This window comes from Nonomuraea sp. NPDC049695, assembly GCF_040674955.1.
Classification (GTDB): Bacteria; Actinomycetota; Actinomycetes; order Streptosporangiales; family Streptosporangiaceae; genus Nonomuraea; species Nonomuraea helvata.
Genome location: NZ_JBFANV010000020.1, coordinates 97,512 through 121,609, shown reverse-complemented (window position 1 = coordinate 121,609; position 24,098 = coordinate 97,512). Strand labels below are relative to the sequence as shown.

Annotated in this window: 22 protein-coding genes; 17 read left to right on the top strand and 5 right to left on the bottom strand. The window is 69.7% G+C overall.

Annotated features, from left to right (window positions below; genetic code table 11):
- Positions 1-31 precede the first annotated feature (31 nt).
- Positions 32-3,226, top strand: coding sequence for a BTAD domain-containing putative transcriptional regulator (locus AB0J64_RS19960; protein ID WP_364028681.1), 3,195 nt, complete (start codon positions 32-34; stop codon positions 3,224-3,226).
- A 39-nt stretch (positions 3,227-3,265) separates the two neighbouring features.
- Here the strand turns inward: AB0J64_RS19960 and AB0J64_RS19955 are convergent, their stop codons facing one another.
- Positions 3,266-3,883: a TetR family transcriptional regulator C-terminal domain-containing protein gene (locus tag AB0J64_RS19955; protein WP_364028679.1), complete on the bottom strand. Its 618-nt coding sequence runs from the start codon at positions 3,881-3,883 to the stop codon at positions 3,266-3,268.
- Positions 3,884-3,961: 78 nt separating this feature from the next.
- Between AB0J64_RS19955 and AB0J64_RS19950 the strand changes: the two genes are divergently transcribed.
- The 3 genes from AB0J64_RS19950 to AB0J64_RS19940 all read left to right on the top strand — a co-directional run bounded on the left by AB0J64_RS19950 (position 3,962) and on the right by AB0J64_RS19940 (position 8,062).
- Positions 3,962-5,791, top strand: a complete 1,830-nt coding sequence (locus AB0J64_RS19950) for a protein-arginine deiminase family protein (protein WP_364028677.1) — start codon at positions 3,962-3,964, stop codon at positions 5,789-5,791.
- Positions 5,792-6,311: 520 nt separating this feature from the next.
- Entirely contained in the window at positions 6,312-6,629 is a 318-nt protein-coding gene (locus AB0J64_RS19945) for a hypothetical protein (protein WP_364028675.1), read from the top strand.
- 113 nt (positions 6,630-6,742) lie between these two features.
- A complete protein-coding gene (locus AB0J64_RS19940; RefSeq protein ID WP_364028673.1) occupies positions 6,743-8,062 on the top strand; it encodes an aminoglycoside phosphotransferase family protein in 1,320 nt (439 codons plus the stop codon).
- Positions 8,063-8,302: 240 nt separating this feature from the next.
- Here AB0J64_RS19940 and AB0J64_RS19935 read toward each other — a convergent pair whose 3' ends face one another.
- Positions 8,303-8,857, bottom strand: a complete 555-nt coding sequence (locus AB0J64_RS19935; protein ID WP_364028671.1) for a dihydrofolate reductase family protein — start codon at positions 8,855-8,857, stop codon at positions 8,303-8,305.
- Positions 8,858-9,225: 368 nt separating this feature from the next.
- Between AB0J64_RS19935 and hemC the strand changes: the two genes are divergently transcribed.
- The 3 genes from hemC to AB0J64_RS19920 all read left to right on the top strand — a co-directional run bounded on the left by hemC (position 9,226) and on the right by AB0J64_RS19920 (position 12,626).
- On the top strand, positions 9,226-10,224 hold the full coding sequence (hemC, locus tag AB0J64_RS19930; RefSeq protein ID WP_364028669.1) for a hydroxymethylbilane synthase: 999 nt from the start codon (positions 9,226-9,228) through the stop codon (positions 10,222-10,224).
- Positions 10,225-10,705: 481 nt separating this feature from the next.
- Entirely contained in the window at positions 10,706-11,536 is an 831-nt protein-coding gene (locus AB0J64_RS19925; RefSeq protein ID WP_364028667.1) for an alpha/beta hydrolase, read from the top strand.
- 535 nt (positions 11,537-12,071) lie between these two features.
- Complete coding sequence (locus AB0J64_RS19920; protein ID WP_364028665.1) at positions 12,072-12,626, top strand: DinB family protein; 555 nt, start codon at positions 12,072-12,074, stop codon at positions 12,624-12,626.
- Between the two features lie 122 nt (positions 12,627-12,748).
- Here the strand turns inward: AB0J64_RS19920 and AB0J64_RS19915 are convergent, their stop codons facing one another.
- The gene (locus tag AB0J64_RS19915; protein WP_364028663.1) at positions 12,749-13,570 is read right to left on the bottom strand and encodes a winged helix-turn-helix transcriptional regulator; all 822 of its coding nucleotides are present in this window, start codon (positions 13,568-13,570) and stop codon (positions 12,749-12,751) included.
- Positions 13,571-13,672: 102 nt separating this feature from the next.
- Between AB0J64_RS19915 and AB0J64_RS19910 the strand changes: the two genes are divergently transcribed.
- On the top strand, positions 13,673-14,911 hold the full coding sequence (locus AB0J64_RS19910) for an MFS transporter (protein ID WP_364028661.1): 1,239 nt from the start codon (positions 13,673-13,675) through the stop codon (positions 14,909-14,911).
- 555 nt (positions 14,912-15,466) lie between these two features.
- Here the strand turns inward: AB0J64_RS19910 and AB0J64_RS19905 are convergent.
- A complete protein-coding gene (locus tag AB0J64_RS19905) occupies positions 15,467-16,363 on the bottom strand; it encodes a helix-turn-helix transcriptional regulator (RefSeq protein WP_364028659.1) in 897 nt (298 codons plus the stop codon).
- Between the two features lie 161 nt (positions 16,364-16,524).
- On the opposite strand from AB0J64_RS19905, the gene AB0J64_RS19900 reads away from it, so the two are divergent.
- From AB0J64_RS19900 to AB0J64_RS19875, 6 genes are all read left to right on the top strand, one after another.
- Positions 16,525-16,680, top strand: coding sequence for a hypothetical protein (locus tag AB0J64_RS19900; RefSeq protein WP_364028657.1), 156 nt, complete (start codon positions 16,525-16,527; stop codon positions 16,678-16,680).
- A gap of 55 nt (positions 16,681-16,735) precedes the next feature.
- On the top strand, positions 16,736-17,131 hold the full coding sequence (locus AB0J64_RS19895; protein ID WP_364028655.1) for a cupin domain-containing protein: 396 nt from the start codon (positions 16,736-16,738) through the stop codon (positions 17,129-17,131).
- Between the two features lie 67 nt (positions 17,132-17,198).
- Positions 17,199-17,825 (top strand): NADP-dependent oxidoreductase, encoded by a 627-nt coding sequence (locus AB0J64_RS19890; protein WP_364028653.1) that lies wholly within the window; start codon positions 17,199-17,201, stop codon positions 17,823-17,825.
- The gene (locus AB0J64_RS19885) at positions 17,801-18,010 is read left to right on the top strand and encodes a zinc-binding dehydrogenase (protein WP_364028651.1); all 210 of its coding nucleotides are present in this window, start codon (positions 17,801-17,803) and stop codon (positions 18,008-18,010) included. The genes AB0J64_RS19890 and AB0J64_RS19885 overlap by 25 nt, the downstream gene beginning before the upstream one ends.
- 90 nt (positions 18,011-18,100) lie before the next feature.
- Positions 18,101-19,513, top strand: coding sequence for an MFS transporter (locus AB0J64_RS19880; RefSeq protein WP_364028649.1), 1,413 nt, complete (start codon positions 18,101-18,103; stop codon positions 19,511-19,513).
- A gap of 129 nt (positions 19,514-19,642) precedes the next feature.
- Positions 19,643-20,023 (top strand): DUF2255 family protein, encoded by a 381-nt coding sequence (locus AB0J64_RS19875; RefSeq protein WP_364028647.1) that lies wholly within the window; start codon positions 19,643-19,645, stop codon positions 20,021-20,023.
- Positions 20,024-20,406: 383 nt separating this feature from the next.
- On the opposite strand, the gene AB0J64_RS19870 is transcribed toward AB0J64_RS19875, so the two are convergent.
- Positions 20,407-20,928, bottom strand: coding sequence for an ATP-binding protein (locus AB0J64_RS19870; protein ID WP_364028645.1), 522 nt, complete (start codon positions 20,926-20,928; stop codon positions 20,407-20,409).
- Between the two features lie 570 nt (positions 20,929-21,498).
- On the opposite strand from AB0J64_RS19870, the gene AB0J64_RS19865 reads away from it, so the two are divergent.
- The 3 genes from AB0J64_RS19865 to AB0J64_RS19855 are packed head-to-tail and all read left to right on the top strand — an operon-like array spanning position 21,499 to position 23,941.
- Complete coding sequence (locus AB0J64_RS19865; protein ID WP_364028644.1) at positions 21,499-22,083, top strand: NAD(P)H-dependent oxidoreductase; 585 nt, start codon at positions 21,499-21,501, stop codon at positions 22,081-22,083.
- Complete coding sequence (locus tag AB0J64_RS19860; RefSeq protein ID WP_364028642.1) at positions 22,080-23,534, top strand: DHA2 family efflux MFS transporter permease subunit; 1,455 nt, start codon at positions 22,080-22,082, stop codon at positions 23,532-23,534. Before AB0J64_RS19865 ends, AB0J64_RS19860 begins: the two co-directional genes overlap by 4 nt.
- A complete protein-coding gene (locus AB0J64_RS19855) occupies positions 23,531-23,941 on the top strand; it encodes a MerR family transcriptional regulator (RefSeq protein ID WP_364028640.1) in 411 nt (136 codons plus the stop codon). Before AB0J64_RS19860 ends, AB0J64_RS19855 begins: the two co-directional genes overlap by 4 nt.
- Positions 23,942-24,098: the final 157 nt, after the last annotated feature.

Genomic DNA, 24,098 nt, shown 5'->3' with positions numbered 1-24,098 from the left:
ATCGGTTTCCTTGCCCGTTAGCCTGTGGAGCATGCGGATTGAGGTGCTGGGGCCGGTCCGGGCCCGTGCCGACGACGGTGCGCCGATCGATCTCGGCGGCACCAGGGTTCGCGGGCTGCTGGCCAGGCTGGCACTGGCCGGGGGCGAAGTGGTGTCCGTCGATTCGCTGCTCGACGGCCTGTGGGGGGAACGCACGTCCGGGGATGCCGTCAACGCGTTGCATGCGCTGGTGCATCGGCTGCGCAGGTCCCTGGGCGGGGCCGGGGTCGTGGAGACGGTGCCCGGCGGCTACCGCCTGCACGTACGCGCCGAGCACGTCGACGCGGTCCGGTTCGAGGAGCTGGCGAAGCGGGGCGGCCGCGAACTGGCGGCGGGCTCCGCGCGGCAGGCGGCCTCCCTGCTGGGCGAGGCGCTGGCGCTGTGGCGGGGAGACGCGCTGGCCGATGTGCGCGACATCCCTTTTGCCGGTACGGCCGGCGCGCGCCTGGACGACCTGCGCGTCGGGGCCGCCGAAGACCGCTTCGAGGCGGAGCTGCGGCTTGGGCGCCACGGCGAGATCCTGGCCGAGGTGGAGGCGGCGGCCGCGGGCCATCCGCTGCGGGAACGGCTGGCCGGGCTGCGGATGCGGGCGTTGCACGCGGCGGGCCGCCAGTCCGATGCGCTGGCCGTGTTCGAGGAGGTTCGCGGCACGCTCGCCGAGGAGCTGGGCGTCGACCCTTCCGAGGAACTGCGGAAGACGCACCTCGCCCTGTTACGGGGCGAGCTGGAGATCCCCGAGGCGGCACCGGCTCGGCCGGAGGCGGCGCGAGGACGTCTGCCGGCCCAGCTGACCAGCTTCGTCGGCCGGGAGGAGGAGCTGCGGTTGCTGGCCGGCCTGCTGGAGACCTCCCGGCTGGTCACCGTTGTGGGGCCCGGAGGAGTGGGCAAGACCCGGCTGGCCGTGGAGGCGGCGAGCCGGCATCGGGCCCACCAGCGCGGCCGGATCTGGCTCGTCTCCCTGGCCGGGGTGAACACGGCCGACGGGCTGCCGGAGGCGGTGCTGGGCACGCTCAGTGTCGCCGACGCACAGCCGTCCGGCACGCCGCTGGAGCGGGTGGTCAATCTGCTCGCCGGCGGTGAAGGCGTGCTGGTGCTGGACAACTGCGAACAGATCTCCGGACCCGTCGCGGAGTTCGCCGGGCAGCTGCTGGAGCGCCGGCCGCACCTGAGCATTCTGGCCACGAGCCGGGAACCGCTGGAGGTCATGGGTGAGGCGCTGTGCCGGCTGGGCCCGCTCGAGCTGCCGCCGGCCCACGCCGATCCCGTCCGCGCCCGCGAATCGGCCGCGGTGCTGCTGTTCCTCGATCGGGCGGCAGCCGTACAGCCCGGCTTCGCGCTGGACGCGCCCACGGCAGGGCCGGTGGTGGACATAGTGCGCCGGCTGGACGGACTGCCGCTGGCCCTGGAGCTGGCCGCGGCTCGACTGCGGACCATGAGCACCGGCCGGCTCGCCCGGCGGCTGGACGACCGCTTCCGGCTGCTCAGCACCGGCAACCGGACCGCTCAGCCCCGCCAGCAGACCCTCCATGCGGTCATCGAGTGGAGCTGGGATCTCCTCACCGATCAAGAACGGACCCTGGCCCGCCGAATGTCGATATTTCCGGCGAGAACCGGGATCGAGGCGATTGAGGCGGTCTGTTCGGATGAGACCCTCCCCGCAGGGGAGGTCATCTATCTACTGGACTCCCTGGTCGACAAGTCCATCGTGGAGCGGGGCGGCGACGCGTACCGCATGCTGGAGACCATCCGGGCCTACGCGGCGGAGAAGCTCGGGCTCGCGGAGGAGCGCGAAGCCGTCCTGCGCAGGCTCGTGCGGCACTTCGCCGACCTGGCCGAGGAGCACGAGCCGCTGCTGCGCTCGGCCAAGCAGGTGGAGTCGCTGCGGCTGTTCGAGGCCGAGTACGACAACCTGATGTACGCCCTGCAAACGGCCATCGACGGCGGCGACGCCGAGACCGCGGCCCGGATCCTCGGGCCGCTGTACTGGTACTGGGTCATGCTCCGCTACGACGGCCGGGCCGATGCCTACGTGTCCAGGGTCCTGGAGTTCGGCGATGCGCTGCCCGCGGACGCCCGGGCCGCGTTCACCGCGATTCACCTGGTGGGCGGCGAGGGCGGGCCGATCAGTGACCCCGAGCGGCTGCGCGCGCTGATCGACGACTGCGCGCGCACGGGCGCGCTGCGGCGTTATCCGATGGTGCTGACGATGGCGCTGCCGATGGCGGCGATGCTCGGGTTGGACGAGCTGGTCGATCGGGAGATCGCCCGCGTGCGGAGCGGCTCGGACCGCTGGGCGATCGCCTGCACCTTCGCGATGGACTTTGTCCGGTGGCGCGAACGCGCCGACCCGGAGAACTCCGCGACCGCGGTGGCGGCGGCGCTGCGCGCGTTCGAGGAGGCGGGCGACCGATGGTGGACGGCGAAGATGCTGTACGGCATGGCGCAGATCCACGCCGTCTCCGGTGAACACGACCAGGCGATCGCCGCCTACGAGCGCAGCGTCGCGATCGCCACCGACCTCGGCTCACAGGACGAGGTACCGGCCCGGCTCGGGCTCGCCACCGAACGCATGCGCGCCGGCGACCTGACCGGTGCCAGGCACGACATCGAAACCGCCGAACGAGCGGCCTGGGAGCGCGGTCAGCCCATGCTGGAGATCGAGGTCCTGGGCCGCCTGGCCGAGTTGCACCGCCGCTCCGGAGAGGTCGAACGCGCCGGCCAGGAACTCGACCGGATGGAGACGCTCGCCCGCAAACTGCCCCAGTCGGCAGAGACCACCGACAATTGGCTGCTCCCCGCTCGGGTAGCCAACCTTCTCACCGCCGGGGACGCCGTACGCGCACGCGAACTGCTGCCCCGCGCCGTCCAAGCAGCGCAGGCGAACATGGACGCCCCCTCGGCCGCCGAGCTCCTGGCCCGGCTGCTGTTCCTGGAGGGCGATCCGGCCGGCGCGGCCACCGCGCTCGGCCTGAGCCAGGCCATCCGCGGCTCCTTCGACCACGGCGACACCGAACTGCGCTCCCTTGCGGAGGTGCTCGCGGAACGGCTCGGCCGTACCGACTACGACACCGCCTACCGACGGGGCGCCGACATGACACCACACGAGGCCACCGACCGGCTGACGAAGCTGCGGGTGCAAGGCCGCGGGACGGGCATCGTCGTAGGCCAAGCAAACGACTCGCCGTAGACGGCACTCAGCCTGACCAGGCGTACGTGGTCTGCGCCCCTACGCGGCCAGCGCGCCGAGGTGGGTGCGCACGACTTCCAGGCAGTCGTGTCCGCTCACCAGCTCGGGATGCAGTACGGCGTTCATGGCGAGGCCATCGACGAGCGCCGACAGCCGCTCGGTCTCCACGTCGAGCCGGAGCCCCCGGCGCAGGGCGCCCCCGGTCTCCAGGCGTTCGAGCACGCGGCTGACGAACGCGCGCGTGCCCACCGCGACCTGCGAGGCCAGGTCTCGCAGCGCGGGGTCGGTTCTGGAGGCGGCGGCGAAGTCGAGGAACACCGTGACTTCGGCGCGACGCCGCTCGTCGAGGGGCAGTAGCTCCCCCAGCAACCGCGCGGACAGCTCCAGCCGTTCCTGCGCGGACAGCACCGCCAGGTCGCCCGCCTCCTCGACCGCTGCCCGCAACCGCTCGGCCACCCGTTCGATCATCGAGGTCATCGCGAAGCGCATCAGCTCCTCCTGCGTGGCGAAGTAGTGGCGCAGGGAGCCGATGTTGAGCTGGGCCTCGGCGGCGACAGTGCGCAGAGACGCGCGTTGCAGGCCGTCACGCACGACGACCCTGAAGAGCGCGTCCACCACCTCGCGACGGCGTTCGACGGGATCGACTATTTTCGGCATGGCGCTTTTATATCACACTTGTGATACCTTGGATTTATCCCAGCTGTGATAAATCTCGAGCAGAGTGAGGAAGCCCAGATGCCTGCGAGAACGACCACCGCCGCCTGCGCGGTAGTGGCCACGCTCACCGGAGCCTGGCCGATCGCCGCCCCCGTCTCCGCCGGATCTCCCTCCGCACTGGCGCTGCTGGCCGACACCGACCACGACGGCGAGGTCGATGCCGCGCCCGCAGGCGGCGGTTCCGGGGAGGCGATCTTCCTGCCCAACCTCGACGACAGCGAGGGCCGCTGCCAGGTGGCCGACGCGGACCTGGACGCTCCCGGTGGTGCGGCCGACGCTCGGCTGGCCGCCTGCAACGACGCCGCAGACGCCCGTGTGAACGGCGAGCGCGACGCGGCCGACCTGGCACGGCTGCGGCTGCCCGCCATGCCCGGCCTCGGCGACGCCGCCACCGGGCTGCTGAGCGTCGACGCCCCGGACAAGGCGCGGATCTTCGTCCGGCGCGACGGCGACCGCCTGGCCGCCGACTTCAGGCCCGCACTGCCCGAGGGTGGCGGCCGGCTCACCGCCGCCGATCTGCGCGCCGGCCTGGAGTTCGGCGTCGAGGGACGCGACATCGTACGCGACAGGGCCCGATGGGACGGCCGGCTGACGATCACCCTCACCGTGACCGACCCCGGGCGGCGCCAGATCGCCCGCGCCCGCATGCGCGAGGCCCCTCTGCTCCTCCAGAACGACCTGCAACCGGCCGTCGAGGTGCTGGCCGGCAAGCCTGGCACGGGCCCTGGCTCACCGCCCGCGCTGCCGTTCCCCGACGGCCTGCCTGGAGGGTGGCAGGAGTTCGCCCGCGACCTGCGCGGCGCCACGCGCGCCGCCGCAGTGCGCGCGCCCAGATTCGTCGCGGGCACGTCCCAGTGGTGGAAGGACACCTGGTGGCAGGACATCTTCGAGCCGACCACCACCTCCATGCCCGTGCCCGGCGGCGTCAGGACCATGCGCGTTCTGGTCAGGTCAGGCAATGTGGTGGACCTGGGCGACGCGAGCGCGCCCACGCCCCGGCCCATGGCCAGGCTGCTCTTCCGCGACCTGCGCGGGCCGGGGGTCGCCGTCGTGCAGCAGCTCACCCTCACCCGCCGCGACCACCTGACCGACCTGCGCAACTCCACCGGCAACGTCGAGTCGCTCCCGCCGTACGCCGGTCACCCACAGGGACGGCTGGTGTACGGCACCGGCCGGACCCGGCGCCCCGACCCGGCCTTCGTCCGCCTGCTGACCGGCATGGGGCAGGGCCTCCAGCCGCCCGTGGTGCTCGACACCGGCTGGTTGATGGTCGGCCACGTGGACGAGACCATGCACGTCGTACGGGCACCCAACGCGCGCGGATGGACGCTCATGGTCGCCGACCCGCGCATGGCCGCGCGGCTGCTGCGCCGGGCCGAGGCCGCCGGAGCCGGCGGCACGCGGTTGTTCCCCGGCTCCCCCACGGTCACTGGGCTGCTGGGCGACCAGGCGCTGATGACCGCCAACGACAGGGCCGCGAGACACATCGACGCGCAGATCGACACCATGCTGGCCGCGACGGGCCTGCGGCGCTCGGACGTCGTGGGGGTGCCCGTGCTGTTCAGCGCGAGCGAGGCCGAACCGTCACTGCTGAAGGCGTACACGCCGGGCATTCCCAACGGGCTGTCGCTGACGGCCGGCGAGTTCGCCGCGCCCGCCCCGTACGGCCCGGTCGTCGGCGGGCACGATCTGTTCCGGCAGGCCGCGCGGAGTGCGCTGGAGGCTCAGGGCGTGCACGTACGCTGGGTGGCGGACCTGTCGTGGGCGCACCTGCTCGGCGGCGAGGTGCACTGCGCCACCAACGCCCTGCGCGACACCCGCTCGACCGCCCGCTGGTGGACGCGCTAGCGCCAGAGAAACGATCACTCTTGGCCACGGCAGCCGCTGCGGTTCACGAGCGCACCATGGACCTCCGGCCCTTCCACGGCATCCCGTCACCGCACCTGCCGACGATGGCCTCCGTGGATCAACCGCGCCAAGGCCACCGGCCGGCTGCGTGAGAACCTCGCCCCCTCGGACGAGGCTCCGGCCCGGGCCCCCTGCCCGCCTCGCCCGAGCACGGGTGTGCCGACCGGCACCGGGTCTCGTACGTGGATTCACTCGTTTTCCAGGCCCTGTATGACGGCGGCTTCCTGCACTGAGGCCGCGGACTGCGCCGATGGTGATCTATCGCACGTGGTCGAGGACCGGCAGCGGGACTCGGCATGGCCGGCCCCCCGCATCCGGCCTTGATCAGTGCCGTCAGGACAGCTAGCCTGATCGCCGTGCTGCCGGAAGGCGGGGCCGAGGCGGTCGCGTCACGCGGGAAGAGCCCCGGCCACGACCAACTGCTCGACCACGCCGCCATGGAGTTGGGGACCGACTGACGATGAGCGCAGAAGAGGATTTCAAGCAGGTCGGCGCCGAACTGGCCGACCTGGGTGTACGGATCTCCAGGATGATGGGGAGTCCCGCGCTCAAAGATCAGGTGGGGAAGGTGTTCGCGAGCCTGCAGCGCGACGGCGCGATGGTGTTCCGGCTGGTCCGGGATACCCCCGAGCACACGGCCGCGCTCGAACTGCCCGGGGCGTCGCTGTTCGACCCTTCTGGGCAGGGCAAGGTGATAAAGGACTGGGTGGTCGTGCCCCACTCCTCAGCCGAGAAATGGACGGATCTGGCCGAGGCCGCCCTCAGCCGCCCACGCTGATCACCCGGCCACGTCAGTGTGGCGGTGGGAGCCTGAGCCTGAGCCGGGCAGGACGCGGAGCACGGCGCCGGCGCGCTGTCCCGTGAACTCCGTTGGCCCTGGGAGGGTTGATCATGCCGCCCGAATCCGTGGAGGCCGTGCTGGTAGTCGTCGACCAGGACGGTGCGGTGCTCTGCGACATGGCCGGCGGCGAACCGGCGCTGCCGCGGATGCGGTTCGACGTCAGGTGGTCGCCGATGGACAGCGAGCTGACCGATCGCGTTCGTAGCGAACTCGGGCTGACCACGGTAGTCCTGGAGCCGTTGGACTTTACGACAGTGGTACTGCTGGCGGCGGGCGGGGCGCGGCCGGTCTCCGCCGATGGGTTCGCGTGGCACGGTCATGATGCGGTGATCGGGCAGAGCCTGGTGCTCGACCGCTGGGCGGCGCGATCCCAGCCGCCCGCCTCCGACTGGTTCAGGCCCGGCTGGTTCGAGCGAGCCGAGTCCTACATCGACGGGGAGATCAAGGCTGCCGGTCGCGTGCGGCTCGGTCCGAGCCGCCAGATCAAGCACTGGAGCATGTCCGCCGTGCTCCGCACGCCGACTGACCGGGGTGACCTGTACCTGAAAGCGGTCCTGCCGAGGCTGGCTCGCGAGCCGGACATCACGCGATACCTGGCGTCGTTGCGCATCGCGCCGTTCGCTGCCATCACCGCGATGTCACCCGATGACCGCTGGTGGCTCGCCGAGGACTTCGGCGGTGTGGACGGCTGGGCGGTCTCCAAGGAGCAGCGTCGCGCATGCCTGACACAGCTGGTCATGGTGCAGAAGGAGACCATTCACGGCGGGGACGAGCTGATCGCCGCGGGGTGTGTCCCGCTCACGCCGACCTCGCTGGCCGACGGCGTGCGGTCGACCGTGGCCCGCGACGACATCTGGCGGGCGCCCAAGCTTCCGAAGAACCGGGACCGGGCGCTGAGCGACGAGGAGGCCGACCGGCTGCAGGCACTGACGCCGTATCTGGTCGAGTGCGCCGAGCTCCTGGACGAGGCGGCCATCCCGGCGACGATCGTCCACCGCGATTTCCATCCCGGCAATGTGGTCGTGCGCGACGATGAGATCCTGTTGCACGACTGGAGCTTCGCCACCGTCACGAACCCGCTGTTCGACCTGGCCTCATGGCTGCACGACGCGTCCGAGCCGGACGCGGCGAGCTACCTCGACACCTGCTTCGCCGCCTGGGCCGACACCGTCGCTCCGGAACGGATGCGGGGCGCATGGCGCGTGGCCAAGCCGCTGGCCGCGGTGGTAGAGATCATGAAGCTGATCGAGCTGGCCGACATCGTGGGACCGGATCACGACTTCAACTGGCTACCGATGACCTACGGTTGGGGCCGGCGACTGCTGAACGCGGCCACCGACCCCGACCTGACCATCAACGGTTGGCGATAGCAGGGCTCCTTACCGCCCCGGACAACGAGCATGTGCGTATCGAGCGCGCCCGCTACGCGCTGCCGTCGCCATCGCCTCCAACGAATCCTTCGCCAGAGCGCACACGTTCGCGCGAACCTGTGCAAGGTGGTACCGAAAGGTCACGGATTCAGCGAGGCGGGCGCCACTTCGTCCAGGATCGCGCACGGGCGTACGGCCACTGGCCCTTCGTGGGTACGCCCGGGGTGCGCTCCTGGCCAGTCAGGGTCGTACGTAGCGCCGGAACATGGTTCCCGAGGCGAGGGCACGGTGCTCCACCAGGCGCAGCAGCAGTCCTTCTCTCACGGGCAGGTACGGCTTGCCGCCCCCGACGATCACGGGGAACGCGTACACCCAGAACTCGTCGATCAGGTCCAGCAGGGAGGCGGCCAACTCGGGGCCGCCGAGCTGGAGGGTGCCGTCGATCTCCTGTTTGAGGCGCGTCACCACGGACACGGCGTCCTTGCGACGGACGATCGTGACCCCTTCGGGGACGGTCTGGAGGGTGTCGGAGAAGACGTACCGCGGCGTCTCCTTGTAGAGCTGGGCGAACTCCCGCTCGACGGCCGGGGCGCCTTCCTTGCCGAGATCCTCCGTCCAGGGCTTCTCCATCGCCTCATACAGCCGCCGCCCGAACAGGAACGCCTCGATCCGGCGAACCTGGTCGTTCGCCTCCTGATGAAAGTCCTCGGGCGGGTCCATGAAGTTCATGCCACCGTCGGGATCCGCGATGTAGCCGTCGATCGAGGTGTTCATCCAGTAGATGACCTTGCCCATAAACTCCTCCTTGGTCGTAAAGCTCGTCCAGAGTGGAGACCCGGTGGAGCGCCGGAACTCATCGCAGGCAGGGCGGCCAAACGATGCTTCGGATCGATGTCATCCAGCCGCAGGTGGCGGACCTCGCTGATGGAGGCGCCGTGCAGCAGGGAGAGAATACCCGGCAACGCCTCGTGCGGGTGGACGGCGGGACCGATGGCCCGCCTTCGGAAGAGGCGCCGATGGCTGTCCCCGCGTGCCCCGCCCCCCCGATGACAACGCCCGACATGCTCTCCTGATCCGGCCATCATCGGGACCAAGCTCTACGGCTTGTAGTTTTGAGCTCTCCGCCGACATGGCTGAACCCATGACCAGAAAGAGCACACGACGTGAACCCTCTGACCGAAGTCGTACTCAACCGATTCAGCGAAACTCCCCTACGAATCGGCACCCGTACGTCCACCATGGCCAAGACCCAAAGCCGCCATGTCGCTGAACTGATCACAAAGCTCGTTCCCGGCATCCCCATCGAGATCGTGCCGACGCAGGTCAGCGCCGACCTGTGGCCTGGCGACCTGGCCGAGATCGGCGGCAAGGGTGCCTTCAGCAAGGAAATCGACCGCGCCTTGACCAGCGCACGGATCGACATCGCCGTTCATTGCATGAAAGACGTTCCCGGTGACGTCCCCCTCGCAGAAGGAACCGCGTTCGGCGCCTACCTGCCGCGCGACGACGTCCACGACGTCGTGGTCACCCGCGGCGATGTCCCCTTCGCCGATCTGCCGCCCGGATCGCTCATCGGCACCAGCTCCGTACGCCGCCACGCCCAGCTCAGCATCCACCGGCCCGACCTCAGGACCGAACGCATCCGAGGCAATGTCGACACGCGCCTGAACCACCTGGACGAGAAGGACAGCAAGTACGCCGCCCTCATCCTGGCCCGCACCAGCTTGATCCGCCTCGGCCTCCTGGACCGCCACCATGAGGTACTGCCCCTGGAGTTCCACAGCGCCGAGGAAGGCATGGTCTCCATGGTGCCGCCCGTGGGCGCCGGCGTCATCGGCCTACAGGCCCGCAACTCCGACACCCCGGTCATGCGGCTCCTGGACGAGCTCAACCACCCACTGACCGCGAGCCACATCCTCGCTGAGCGCGCCATGCTGCACATGCTGTCCGGCCACTGCAACAGTCCGATCGCAGGGCACGCCTTCACCGACCCGGACGGACAGATGGGCCTGTTCGGGATGGTGTTCAATCCTGACGGCAGCGCCTTCGTCCGCTCCCACGCCTGGGGCGACCACTCCGACCCGGCCGCGCTGGGCGCACGCGTCGCCGCCGACCTCCTCCACCAGGGCGCCGGCAACCTCATCGCTGCCAGCCGGAAATGACCTGCGGGCCTGACGTACAGGCCGATCTCGCGGACAGCTCGCACGGCTGCACCACCAACGGCCCACCTCCTCGTGCTCGACGAGGTGGACCGGTGGTTCATCTTGCGCACCACCAACGACCAACCGGAACCGTCGGACGCATCGACGAACGCACCTGCGCCCTGCACACCGGCGCGGGCACGGTCGAAACCCGCGGCGTCTATCTGGCCGCAATCGGCGCCGGATCTGGCGCTCAGTGGACATTTTGCCAGGCCAGAGCCCACGCCTCTCACCATCACAAGTCCACCGCGCACCCTTGATCGCGGGCCAGTCCACGGGCAGAACAGCGCAGGCGCGTACAGCACCGCCCCTCGTGCGCCCTCTGCCGATTTGAGAAGTGGGCATGCGCCCACTAAGGGGGGCATGTGCCCACCTTAGTGGGCGGCAACGCCTCGATCAGAGACCCGAAACGCGGCACACCTACACGAAAGACAGCCATCCCATGATGACGACACACACGATCGCCGTACCCGGGGCGCGGATCGCCTACGACGTGCGGGGCAGCGGACCCGTGCTGGTGCTGGCGGGCTTCCCGATGACCGCGGGGCCCTTCGCCGCGATGGCCGAGACGCTCGCCAAGCACTACACCGTGATCACCTTCGACCCGCGCGGCATGGGTCGCAGCCCTGCCGACGACCCGGACAAGGGCTCCACCCCCGAACGGCGGGCGGACGATGTGGTGGCGATCCTGGACGCGATCGGCGCCGACAAGGCGGACCTGCTGGGCAGCAGCGGTGGCGGGGCCACCGGGTTGGCCCTGGCCGCCAAGCGCCCGGAGCGGGTCGGCGTCCTCGTCGCGCACGAGCCGCCGCTGTTCGAGCTGCTGCCGGACGCGGCCGAGCGGCACGCGGTGACCGAGGACGTCATCGCGACCTATCGGAGTGAGGGTGTGCGCGCGGCGCTGGCGAAATTCATGGTCGACGTCGTCGGACACGACGCGAGGATGGGCGAGAACGCCGTCCGGCACTCATCCGAGCAGGATCTCGCCGACTTCGCCCGGCTCTTCGCTCACGAACTGCGCAGCACCACCCGTCACGTTCCCGACCCCGCCGCGCTCGCGCGCACCCGCGTCGCGGTCGGCGTCGGAATCGACTCCACGCCCCTGGTCACCTCCCGTACCTCGCTGGCCCTGGCCGCGCGCCTGGGCGTCGAGCCGGTCGAGTTCCCCGGCGGCCACGGCGGTTTCCGTACCCATCCTGAGGAGTTCGCCGAGGTCCTCCACCGAACGCTCACCGCTCAGCCGGCCTCCACGGAGCCCGGCGGATCAATGTGAGACGTGGGTGGGCCGGCTGCGAGAGCGTGAAAGGAGCGGCGGCGAGCATGGCGGCGGAGCACCAGGTTCACGGCCTTGGCCCGTATACAGGGCAGCACCTGTGCGATGGCCCCCGCGTTGAGCCCGGCCGACAGCAGGCGCCGGATGCGCAGAGCGCCGTCGCCATCCGATTCCTGGCGGTAGCGGTTACCACTGCCACCCGTTCCGGATACGCACGGCGCCTCCCTTTGACTCCACCGCCGAGTTCCTGGCCGCCGGCCTGCTCACCGTCACAGCCGCCGACGGGCTTTTCACGTGCTTTCTGGAGTATCGCGAGATGGGACCGTCATGGTGCACGACATCCTGTACGCATGTACCGGCGACACCTGGACCCAACGGGCCGGCGCCTACCCGAAGCTGCGCATCGGCGCTGGTTGGCCGGCCGGCCAGCGCGCCGCCGCCGTCCTGAGAGTCAGTCCAACGCGACGAACCCGGTCCGCGCGGCCTGCGCCTCCTCACCGCCGTCACGTAGTCAGCCAGGAAAGGATCATCGATCTTGAGCAACACCAGCCGCGCCAGACGAGCTGAAATCTTCACCGGCGATCACGAGCGCCGCTTCGGCTATCCCGCCACCGGCGACGAACGGACCATGCTCCTCAACGTCCTCGGCGCGCATCGCGCGACGCTGGAACTGAAGTGCACCGGCCTGAACGCCGAACTGGCCCGGCGGTCCGTGGAGCCCTCCACGCTCTCTCTGCTCGGACTGATCCGCCACCTCGCCGGCGTCGAGCGCCGCTGGTTCCGGCGGGTCATGGCCAGGCACGACACGCCTGCCCTCTTCTCCTCCGACCAGAATCCCGACGAGGACTTCGACGGCGCCGTGCCGGATCCCGCGGTCATCGCCGGCGCCTGGCAGGCCTGGCGGGAGGAGGTGGCCTTTGCCGACGCCTACGTTGCCGAGGCGCCCCACCTGGATGTCGAGGGCCACGACGCCTGGCGCGGGCGGGTCTCGCTGCGCTGGGTACTCATCCACATGATCGAGGAGTACGCCCGGCACAACGGCCACGCCGATCTCCTCCGCGAATGCATCGATGGGGCGAGAGGCCTGTGAGCGAGAATGGCCGGGCCTTCGCCTGGGCGTTATCTGCGTGCTCCATGAGGCCATAGGCCCTGTCCCCCCGCTCATCACTGACGTCAAGAAGCACGGTTCGCAGAGGCATGTGCGGATCGCTGTCATCGGCCGCGAACGAGGGTGAGCATCTCTTCCACTGAGCCGGCCGGATCATTGATCGGAAACTGCACCGCCCGAATGATCGCGTCGGGATCGACCAGCAGGGTGAAGCGCTTGAAACGGTCGACGCCGGCCGCTCGGAAGGTCGGCAGCAGCAGCCCGGCCGCGAGCTTGCTGTCCTGGTCGGACAGAAGAGGGTAGGGCAACCTCGCGTGCGCGACGAAGGCGGCCAGCTGGTCGGGCCGCTGGGTGCTGACGCCACGGATCGTGGCACCCGCCGCCTCGAAGTCGGCATGCCGTGACGCGTAGCTGAGGGACTCCAATGTGCAGCCCGTGGCGCCCGGGATGTCGGCCCAGCCGGGCGGGTAGTCCTGGGTGCCGGGAGCGAAGGCGCCGGGGAAGAAATAGAGCACGGTCCAGACGCCGCCCGGCGCGTTGGGCGCGACCGGCTCGCCGTCGTGTCGTTCCAGGACGACGTCCGGCATCTTCCGATTGACCAGCTCATGCACCCGACGGGCCTCGGCGGACCCGTCCTCGCTGGTAGCGGTCAGTGCCCCGTCCCCCATCACATGCCTGGTGCCCCAATCCTGGAGCGCGATGAGCGCCGGCAGCAGACCCTCACCCTTCGCGGTCAGCAGATAGTCGTAGCGCGGCGGGCGATCGGAATAAGCCCGCTTCTCCAGTACTCCATGTGCGACAAGGCCGGCCAGGCGCTCGGCCAGAGCGCGACGGCTGACGCCGAGCGCACGCTGGAGGCCGTCGAAGCGGGTGGTGCCGCCGGCGATGTCCCGCACCACCAGGAACGTCCACCAGTCGCCGATCACTCCGAGCGCTTGCGCGATCCCGCAGTCGGCGTCGGGTAGATCAGCTCGTTTCACATGTCGAGTATAGTGCGTTCCATTCTGAAACTCACTGGGAGCGCAAGTATGACAGTCGACAGTGCGCGTGGCACGAGCGTCTTCTGGCGGTGGTGGACGGCCGGCACCATCAGTGCGGTCGGTTCGGCGGTGGGCGCAGTGGCGCTGCCGCTGACGGCGTTGACGGTGGTCGACGCCTCCGCGTTCGAGATGGGCATGATCGTCGCCGCGAGTTACGTCGCCTGGATCGTGATCGGCCTGCCCGCCGGGGTGATGGTGCAGCGACTACCCATGCGAAGGGTTCAAATCGCCGCTGACCTGGCTCGCGCGGTGGCGGTCATCTCGATCCCGCTGGCATGGTGGCTGGACTGTCTGACGGTCGCCCAGTTGGTGATCGTGGCACTCGTGATCAGCTTCGCGAACGTCATCTTCGACGTGGCCAACTCGACGTTCCTGCCGTCGATCGTGAGCAAGGAGCAGTTGCAGTCCCGTAACAGCCTGACCTCCGGCACCCAAGCCACTACTCAGCTCGGCGGACCATCCGTTGGCGGTCTCATCGTCCAGGTGCTCGGGGCGGTGCCCACCCTCCTCGTCGACGCGGCCAGCTATCTTGTCTCAGCTCTGCTGCTGCGGACCCTGCCCGAACGCCGCGCAGAGGCCCCCGACCGCTGGCCGCCGGTGCGGGCGATGATCCGCGAAGGCTGGCGTTTCGTCGTGCATCACCCGGTGATGGGCCCGTGCATGTGGGCCGCCACCGCGGCGAACACGGTCTGCGGGGCGCAGCACGCGCTCTACGCGCTGTACCTCGTACGCGAGTTGCACGCCGCGCCCGGCCTCGTCGGCCTGCTGTTGGCGGCGGACGGGGTCGGTACGCTGCTCGGCGCCGCGTTGACGAATCAGATCACGGCCAGGCTCGGGACCGCCCGCGCCCTGATCGTCGCCGGATTCGTCTCGCTCGCGGGGGCGCTTGTCGTTCCTCTCGGCACTGGCTGGCAGGCCTTCGTCGCCTTCGCCGCCGGCAACGTGGTTTTCTCCGCCGGTGTGGTGGTGCTCAGCGTGGTGACCCGCACCTACCGGCAGATGGCCAGCCCGCCCGAACTGCTGCCCCGGGTGATGGCGACGGTCCGCTTCGTCTCCTGGGGCGCGATCCCGATTGGCGGCTTGATCGCCGGAGTGATCGCCGGGGTCGTCAGCAGCCGGGTCACCCTGCTGATGTTTGTCGTCGCGGCCGCCTGCATTCCGTTGGTCCTGCTGGCCTCACCGATCCGGCGCCTGCGCAATCTCAGCGATTATCACCAGGGTGAGTAACGGGTAGTTCTCTGGGGTCTTCGCGTATCAGCGTCTCCACGACCAGAAACGTCGTGCACGCCGCCCGGCCACCCGCGCGGTGGACAGGTCCCTGAACGTCCACAATCCCGCTGCGGACGCTGGCGTCCGAAATCCGATGTCAAAGGAACGGGCGCGGTTCCGGCTTCATGGTGATGTCAAGCGATGGCACTGACATTGTGCGGCTGGTGCCGCTTGCAGAGGTGGCGGACCGTCCGGTCTTTCCGGCTCGTGTGACGCGGCGGCGCGGCTTTACGAGCCTGTTTCGGGTGTACGGAGGCGTACCCGCCTGGTCGCGGTACTGGTGGCGCTTGCTCGGACTGTCACGGGAGGAACCGCTCCGGGCGGAAATCCGCAAGCATCTCATCCCTCTTCCCGCTGAGGATCTCCGCAGCAAGCAGCCGGCCGATCACCGGGCGGTGGCGGGCAGCGCGATGCGGCCGTGGTCGGCGTAGCAGGCGGTGAAGGAAGGTCGAGTACAGGAGCCCTGCTGGGGAGGTACTCCGTGTGCCGGAACCGGCCCATGGCCGGCGCCGATCAGGCGTCGTGAGTGGGTGTCTGGCCGCCTTTTCGCACCGGTTCGGTCTGTTCGAGGGTGGAGGCCCAGCTGGCGAGGAGGGTGATCGCGTCGTGGGCTGCGGTGCCGGGTTCGGCGCTGAAGGCGGTCAGGGTCAGGCCGGGGTCGGCGGGCAGGGGCATGGCTTCGAAGGGGAGGCTGAGGTCACCGACGACGGGGTGGTGGAAGTTCTTGACGCCGGTGTGGTGCAGGCGGACGTTGTGGGCGGCCCACAGAGTGCGGAATTCTTCGCTGCGGGTGGCGAGTTCGCCGATGAGGTCGGTCAGCGCGCGGTCGTAGGGGTCGCGACCGGCTTCGGTGCGCAGCAGGGCCACGGTGGTGTGGGCGGATTCGTCCCAGTCGGGATAGAAGTCGCGGGCACGAGGGTTGAGGAAGCGGAAGCGGGCGAGGTTGACGGGCCGGACCGGGTCCTCGAAAACGGGCGCGTACAAGGCCCGGCCGAGCCGGTTGGCGGCGATGATGTCCAGGCGCCCGTTGCGTACGTAGGCGGCCGAGCCGGTCATCGAGTCGAGCAGGTGCTGGATGGCGGGCCGGATCTGCTGCTGGGCAGGGCGGCGGCGGGTGCGGGGGCCGGCGTTGGCGGTTCGGGCCAGGTCGAACAGGTGGGCGCGTTCGGCCTCGTCCAGCTTCAGGGCGCGGGAGAGGGATTCGAGGACGCTTTCGGAGACGCCGCTGAGGTTGCCTCGTTCCAGGCGGGCGTAGTATTCGGCGCTGACGCCGGCGAGCATGGCGACCTCTTCGCGGCGCAGCCCGGGGACGCGCCGATTGCCGCCGTAGGCGGGCAGCCCGGCCTTCTGCGGGGTGATCTTGGCTCGCCGCGAGACCAGGAACTCGCGGACCTCACTGCGGTTGTCCATGTCTTCCCAGGGTAGGCCGGGTTTCAGTGCCGTGGGGTGTTCTGCCAGTACATGGAACAGCAGGAACTCCCTGACCCGTCTCATCAGCGGTTTGCTGGATGGTGCCGGGGTGGTGCGTGCCGTCCCCGAGCTCAGGACAGGCCCAGGGAAAGGCAGAAACGATGACGCAGAAGGGCAGCCGGAGCGTGCTCGGCGGCTTCGCGCCGAAGCTGGTGGAACTGACCGATGAGGTGCGGTTCGGGGATGGCCGGCCCACCGCGATGAGCGCGGTCGCCCAGCTGAAGAGCGTCGTCGAGGAATCGGGCCCGGCTGCCTGACAGCAGCAATCCCGCTGTTCTGCCCGTCAGGCCCGGCACCATTACAGGAGTTCAGATGGAGATTGTGCAGCAGCCTGCCACCATGAAGCTGCCCGAGCAGTGGTTCACCGGCGATGCCTGGGCGGACGTGCTCTACCGGGGTGAGGACCCGTCCCGGGCCCGGGCGAACATGGTCCGCTTCGCGCCCGGCGCGCGCACCGCCTGGCACAGCCACGGGCTGGGGCAAGCACTCTACATCGTCGAGGGCGTCGCCCTGATCCAGTCCCGTGGCGGGCAGATCGTCGAGGCCCGTCCCGGCGAGGTCATCTGGACCCCACCGGGCGAAGAGCACTGGCACGGCGCCGCCCCCGACCGGTTCATGGCCCACATCGCGCTGTGGGAGGGCGACGAGGTCGATTGGCTGGAGCACGTCGCCGACGCCGACTACAACGGCCCACGCACACGCCCCTGATTCCACCTGCGCGGCCCTGATCGACCTCATCCGCAACCGGACCATCGGCCCGGGCAAGGTCTTCCACGTGACCCTGCCCTGGACCAGGCCGCTGAGGGCCATCCGGCCCGGAGATTTCCAGGAGTGGTTCTTTATGAAAGCTGTGGGACTGACCGAGTTCGGCGGCCCCGACGTGCTGCGGGTCCTGGAACTTCCGGTTCCCGAGGCCGGGCCGGGCGAGATCCGGATCCGGGTGCATGCGGCGGCCGTCAACCCGGTCGACACGATGGTGCGCCGGGGAATCGCCTTCGTTTCCGACGCCGAGCCAGCCTACATACCCGGGATGGACGCGGCAGGCGTGGTCGAGCAGGTCGGTGAGGGAGTCGACAGCGATCTCAGCGTGGGCGATCATGTCATGGCCGTCGCGGTCATCTCCGGGACGCACGGAGCATACGCGGAACACCTCGTCGTCCCCGCCGAGTCGGTGGTCCCTGTTCCGGCGGGCACGACCGACATCGAGGCCGCCACCCTGCCGATGAGCGGCCTGACGGCCCGTATGGCGCTGGACCTGCTTGACCTTACTGTCGGTGCCACCGTCGCGGTCACCGGATCGACCGGTGCCGTCGGCGGCTACGCCGTCCAGCTGGCCAAGGTGGACGGGTTCCGAGCGATCGCAGACGCGGCGTCCAGGTGTCCGGTGAACGCGGCATCGTGACCCAGACGACGTTCGTGCCGCGGTACGCCCGTGAACACGCCAAGCTTGACCGCCTCCGGCAGCTGGCTGAGGAAGGCCGGATCACCCCGCGTGTCGCGCGGACCCTGCCGGCCGAACAGGCCACCGAAGCGCACCGGCTGATGGAGGCGGCCGGCCTGCGGGGACGGGTGGTGCTCACCTTCTGAGCCACAGCCGACCGGCTGCGATCCACGGTGTGGCCTCAGCCCCGAGCAGCCCGCCCGTTTGTCCGCCCTCCATTGCGAAGAGATCATCGCATGTCCACTCCGCGCACCGTATCCCCGACCACCGACGCCGGTGCCGACCAGTCACGTTCCTTTGCCGGCGCCGCGCTGGCTGCCGCCGTGCTCGGCTTCTTCGTCATCACCCTGGACGCCGTCATCGTCAACGTCGCCCTGCCATCGATCCGGCACGACGTCGGCGGTGGCATCACCGGGCTGCAGTGGGTCGTCGACGGCTACACGCTGATGTTCGCCGCGCTGCTGCTGACCTCCGGTTCTCTGACCGACCGCGTCGGAGCGCGCCGCGCCTTCGGCATCGGGTTGACGATCTTCGCTCTCGCTTCGGCGGCCTGCGGCCTGGCGCCGAACCTGGGCGCGCTGGTCGCCGCCCGCTTCGTCCAGGGCGCGGCGGCCGCGGTGATGATGCCTTCATCGATGGCGTTGATCGGCCACGCCTACCCAGACCCGCTCCGGCGGGGACGGGCGGTCGCGATGTGGGCGATGGGCGGCGCCGTCGCCTCCTCCTGCGGCCCCGTCCTGGCCGGACTGCTGACCTTGCTCACCTGGCGGCTGATCTTCTTCATCAACCTGCCCGTCGCCGCGGCGGCTCTGATCCTGCTCGCGCGTACGCGGCGCTCGCCCCACCGGCGCGTCCCCTTCGACTGGGCGGGCCAGGTCGCCGCGGTCCTGGCGATGGGCGGGCTGACCTACGGCGCGATCGAAGCCGGTGCCGCCGGTTTCGCCGCGCCCCGGGTGATCGCCGCGTTCGCGGTGGCGGCCGTCGCGCTCGCCGCCTTCCTCACTGCCCAGGCACGCGGCAGCCACCCGATGATGCCGCTGGACCTGTTCGCTTCCCGCACCGTGACGGTCAGCGTCGCCGTCGGCTTCGCGTTCATCGTCGGCTATTACGGGCTGCCGTTCGTGATGAGCCTGTACCTTCAGCAAATGCGGGGCCTGTCGGCCCTGGCCACCGGAGCGGCGTTCGGCCCGATGATGCTCGTCGGTGCCGTCCTGACCCCTTTCAGCGCACGCATCACCGAAAGGGTCGGCGCCCGGGCACTTGTCACCATCGGCCTGGCCCTCATGACGGCGGACCTGGCGGTCCTCGCCCTCGTGCCCGCCTCGACACCGGTCTGGGCCCTGGCCGCACTGATGGTCCCGATCGGGCTGAGCGGTCCGCTCGTGATGCCGCCGATGACCGCCGCCCTGCTGAGCGCCGTACCGTCCCATCGTGCCGGGGTCGCCAGCGGTGTGTTCAACACCAGCCGGCAGGTCGGCGGCGCCCTGGCCATCGCCGTCTTCGGCGCGATGCTCGCCCAGCCGACCGGCTTCCTGCACGGCCTGCGCACCAGCCTGCTCATCGCCGCCGTGACCTCGCTGGCCGCCGCAGCCGTGAGCCGACTGCTGAGACCCGCCCCCACGACGGCAGGACCTACGTGCGCGGACTGACCACAAGCGTCACGAGGCCACCGCTGCAGACGAACGGCAGCGCCCGCTACCCCGAACACCTCGAACGCATGACCGGCCCATGACCTCGCCGTCACCGGCCCAGTACCACCAGAGGGAAGGACATCCGTCATGGCTTCATGGACCAGCGACGAGCTCGACCGTATCGGCACAGCGGACGAGCTGCAGATCGCGCCCGTCCGCAACGACGGCACGCCGCGCACACCGGTGCCCATCTGGGTCGTCCGTGACGGCGACCACCTCTACATCCGCTCCTACCGGGGCAGCGACGGCGCCTGGTACCGGACCGCCCGAGCCAGCCACCACGCCCACATCGCCGCCGGCGGCATCGACAAGGACGTCACCCTGGCCGAGGAGAACGATCCCAGCATCAACGAACGGATCGACGCCGCGTACCACACCAAGTACCACCGTTACGGCGGCACCTATGTCGGCCCCATGGTCGCCGCCCAGGCCCGAGCCACCACCCTCGAACTCCTACCGCGACCATGACCGACGGCACCGACGTTCACCGTCGATTGCCGGTGTCCGGTAGCGGTCCGTAGCGCTGCAGCGAGCACGACGCCGAGCGCATCCGCAGGAGCCTGCCGGCCGGGCGGCCTGTGTCGTCATGGCCCTGCGCGTGCCGGCCCTCGACGTCGTGTCCGCTGCCCACTTCCCGGGCATCCGCCCAGGTGAGACCGGTTCGCAGGAAGGACGGCTGCGACATGTGGCGCTCCCCCGCGCGGAGAGCGGTCTGAAGAGTGCGCGACGTGATTGCGACCATCGAGCGCCGCCGGCTTGGTCAGCGGCGACGTAGCCGCCATCAACGGGAAGGACGACGCCGATGACGAAGCCGCCGCCACCTGGGGCTGTTTCGCCTGGCGGGCGAACCCTCAACTCTTGACGGCCTCTACGATCTGGAGGGCGACCTGGGCGGGCGTGAGGTGCGTGGTGTCCACGACCTCGGCCTCATCGTGCAGCCACGTGCGGGCCGCCTCGGCGTAGGGCTCGAGGTATTCGAGGCGGAATGGGGAGGGGCCAAGAAGGGTGTCCCCCTCGATGCGCCCGCGCAGGGTGTCTTGGTCAGCGTGGAGGACGAAGTGCCTTACCGGGATGGCATGTTGGGCGAGGCCCGTGCTGATCTCGCGCCAGTACTGCTCGACCAGGACCGTCATGGGGATCACCAGAGTGCCGCCGGTGTAGTCGAGCACGCGGCGGGCGGTCTCGACCACGAGTGGCCGCCACGGCGGCCAGTGCTGGAAATTGCCCGTCGCGGGCAGCCCTGGCGTGATGTCCATGAGTGTCTCGCCGACCTTCTCGGCGTCGAACACCCGTGAATCCGGAATCAGCGGCTGCACAAGTGCACTGGTCGTCGTCTTGCCTGCCCCATGGGTGCCGTTGAGCCATACGATCATGGGACCCGATGCTAGCGCTGTGCGGGCCGAGGGAGCGGGCACGGCAGAAATCCGGTACGGCTTCGACGTTTCCCAGGGTGGCACCTGTCTCGATATTCGCAGGAACCGGCAGCCGAGCCGTCTGCTGCCCCCGATGACATATGTCCGGCCAATGTCCCGTCATTGTCCTGATCGGCTCTCGGCATGACGGCAAGAATTCACTCACGAAGAAGGCCGAGCGCGTACAGGTCGAGCATGGACAGAAAGGCGTACCCACGTGTTTGCTATTTACTATGCGCCCTCCAACATATACACCCTCTCAACGAGAGTGACGTGCAGCGTGAGATTCTGAGATCGTAGAAACCGCAGCGCCTCGGGGGCGGCAATCCGTGCCCTCACCGGCACCCTCCGACGTCCAGACCGCAGGCCCACCTGGGACTCACCCGCCCATGCCGCACTGCGACGCCTGATCGCAACGGCCCACCGCCGACCCACCGCACACCCACGCGCCAGAAACGGACGCTGCGATCATGGCCGGTGGCCGCCGATCGACTTGAGTTCGCCTATAGGCGAATATCTAGCGTCGACGCCATGACAGAAGACAACGTCAATGGCCGGCTCCGGATCGCCGTGGTGATCGGGAGCGTGCGCAGGCCCAGACTGGCTGATCCGCTCGCCGCGTGGCTGGAGCAGGAACTCACCGCGATCGACTGGCTCGACCTCGACATGATCGACCTGGCCTCGGTCTCGCTGCCGATGCACGAGATGCAGCCGGGCGGGGCTGCTGCGTCTCCGATCGCGAGCCGCCTCGCGGACGCCGACGGATTCGTGTTCCTCACACCGGAGTACAACCACAGCTTCCCTGCGCCGGTGAAGAACGCGATCGACTGGCACTTCACCGAGTGGGCGTACAAGCCGGTCGGGTTCGTCGGATACGGCGCTTCCGGCGGCATCAGGGCCGTCGAGCAGCTGCGGGCGGTCTTCCCGGAGCTGCGGGCCACCACTGTCCGCGAGTCGGTCCTGCTGCCGATGGCATGGGAGCGTCTTGACGCCGACGGCCGTTTTGCTCCTCCGACGGGCACGGTGCAGGCGCTGCACGTGATGATGAACGAGCTGCGTACGTGGGCGTGCGCGCTGCGCCCCCATCGGGTCACAGATCTGGCCGGTCGGGCATGACCAGGCTGACAGGACCGGAGCTGCGCGCCGCCACCGTGCTGGCGTGCGGCGGATTGATGGCGGTGCTGGATGCCACGATCGTCGTGGTGGCCCTGCCGCAACTGATGGCGACGTTCGGTACGTCGTTGACCGCCGCCCAATGGATCATCACCGCGTACACGCTCGCGATGGTCGCGACGATGCCGCTGGCCGCCGGTCTTGCCGCACGATGGGGAGCCCGTCGCGTGTACCTGGGGGCGCTGGCCGGTTTCGCGGTCGCCTCCGCCGCCGCCGGCGCGGCAGACAGCCTGGGCTGGCTGGTCGCCGCGCGAGCGGCGCAGGGTCTCAGCGGTGGCCTGATGACACCGCTCGGGATGGCGATCGGGTTCGGCGCGGTGGCGCCCGAACGCCGCGGCCGGATGATGACGGTCACCGGCCTGCCGATGCTCATCGGACCGATCCTGGGCCCGGTACTCGGCGCGTTGCTCCTGGGCGCCGGCTCGTGGCGGGCGCTGTTCTTCATCACCGTGCCGCTGGCGCTGCTGGGCACCGCGGGCACGCTGGCCTGGCTACCGGCCGATGCCGCACACGGACGGCGGGTCCGGCTTGACCTGGCCGGAGCGATGCTGCTGGTCCCGGGCATTGTCGCGGTGGCCTACGGCGTCAGCGCCCAGGACGGCCCGGCCTGGGTGCGGATCGCCACGGCCGCCGTCGGCGCGGTGTCGGTCGCGGTGTTCTCGGCGCGCGCGCTGACTCATCCTGAACCGCTGCTGCGGGTCGGTCTCCTGCGGAACCCGACATTCGGCCGGGGCGCCGCGGTCCTCGCCCTGTATGCGGCCCCCTACTTCGGCTCGGCTCTGTTGATGCCGACCTATGTGCAGGTGCTCCGCTCCGACAGCGCGTCGGTCACGGCCGCGTTGACGATCCCCGGTGCGGTCGGCATGTACATCAGCCTGCAGATCGCTGCCCGGCTCCTGGAGCGGCTCGGTCCCCGGCTGGTCGTCGGCGCCGGGCTCGGCGTCGCGATCGGCTCCGGCCTCGTCCAGGTGGCCATCCTCCGGCCGGACACCCCGTACCTGGCGCTCGGTCTGCTCGGACTCCTCCAAGGAGCGGGCACCGGCGCGATCATGATGCCGACGATGTCCAGTTCCAGCCGCGATCTCACCGGCTCCGACCTGGCCTCCGGTTCCGCGCTCCTGTCGCTGGTGACCACGATCGCCAACGGCATGGGCACCGTGGCGGTCAGCGCGCTGTTCGCGATGCTGACCGCCGCGATGACCGGCGGCGGGTCGCTCGCGGCTCTGACCGGCCCGGGAACGGCGGCCACGATCGTGGATTCCCTGCGGTTGACCAAAGCGGCGGCCATCGTCGTGATGTCGCTTGCTCTGGTCGTACGTCTGCGCTCCCCACGCCGAGCTTCGGCGATACTGGACCGGCAAGAGTCGTCAGTGAACGCGGGACGTGTGCCATGACCACCACCGAGCACTCCGGCCGCGAGGCGAGCCAGGCCTCACTCACGGTCGGGCAGGTGGCCAGGGCCGCTGGGGTGACGGCCAACGCGGTCCGCTTCTACGAGCGCTACGGTGTGATCAACGGTTACCGGAGCAGCGGCAACGCCCGCCGCTTCACCGTCGACGCGATCTGCCGGATCAGACTCGCGCTCGCCGCGCAACGCGTGGGGATCACCCTCAAGGAGAGCGCCGACATCCTCGCCGGCATCCCGCCCCTCTCACACGATCTCGACCAGTGGGTCGCCGCGGGTGAAGAGCTCGTCCGGATGGGCCGCGCCCGCATCAGCCAGCTTCAAGAGACCGTGAACGAACTGGCCACCTTCGACTTTCTCCAGTCGGAGATCTCGGACGGCCGGCCTCGGACCTGACGTCCCGTCCGGGACCGATCAGCGCGCCACTCTCGCCCTGATCGAGGTGACCGCCCGCTTGGAAGGGCGTCCGGCCGGCAACGTGATCCGGTAGTTGAGCGCCGTCGCCCTGGAGGCGTTGTGACCTCCGTCCGCCTCATCTTCACCTGACTCTGCA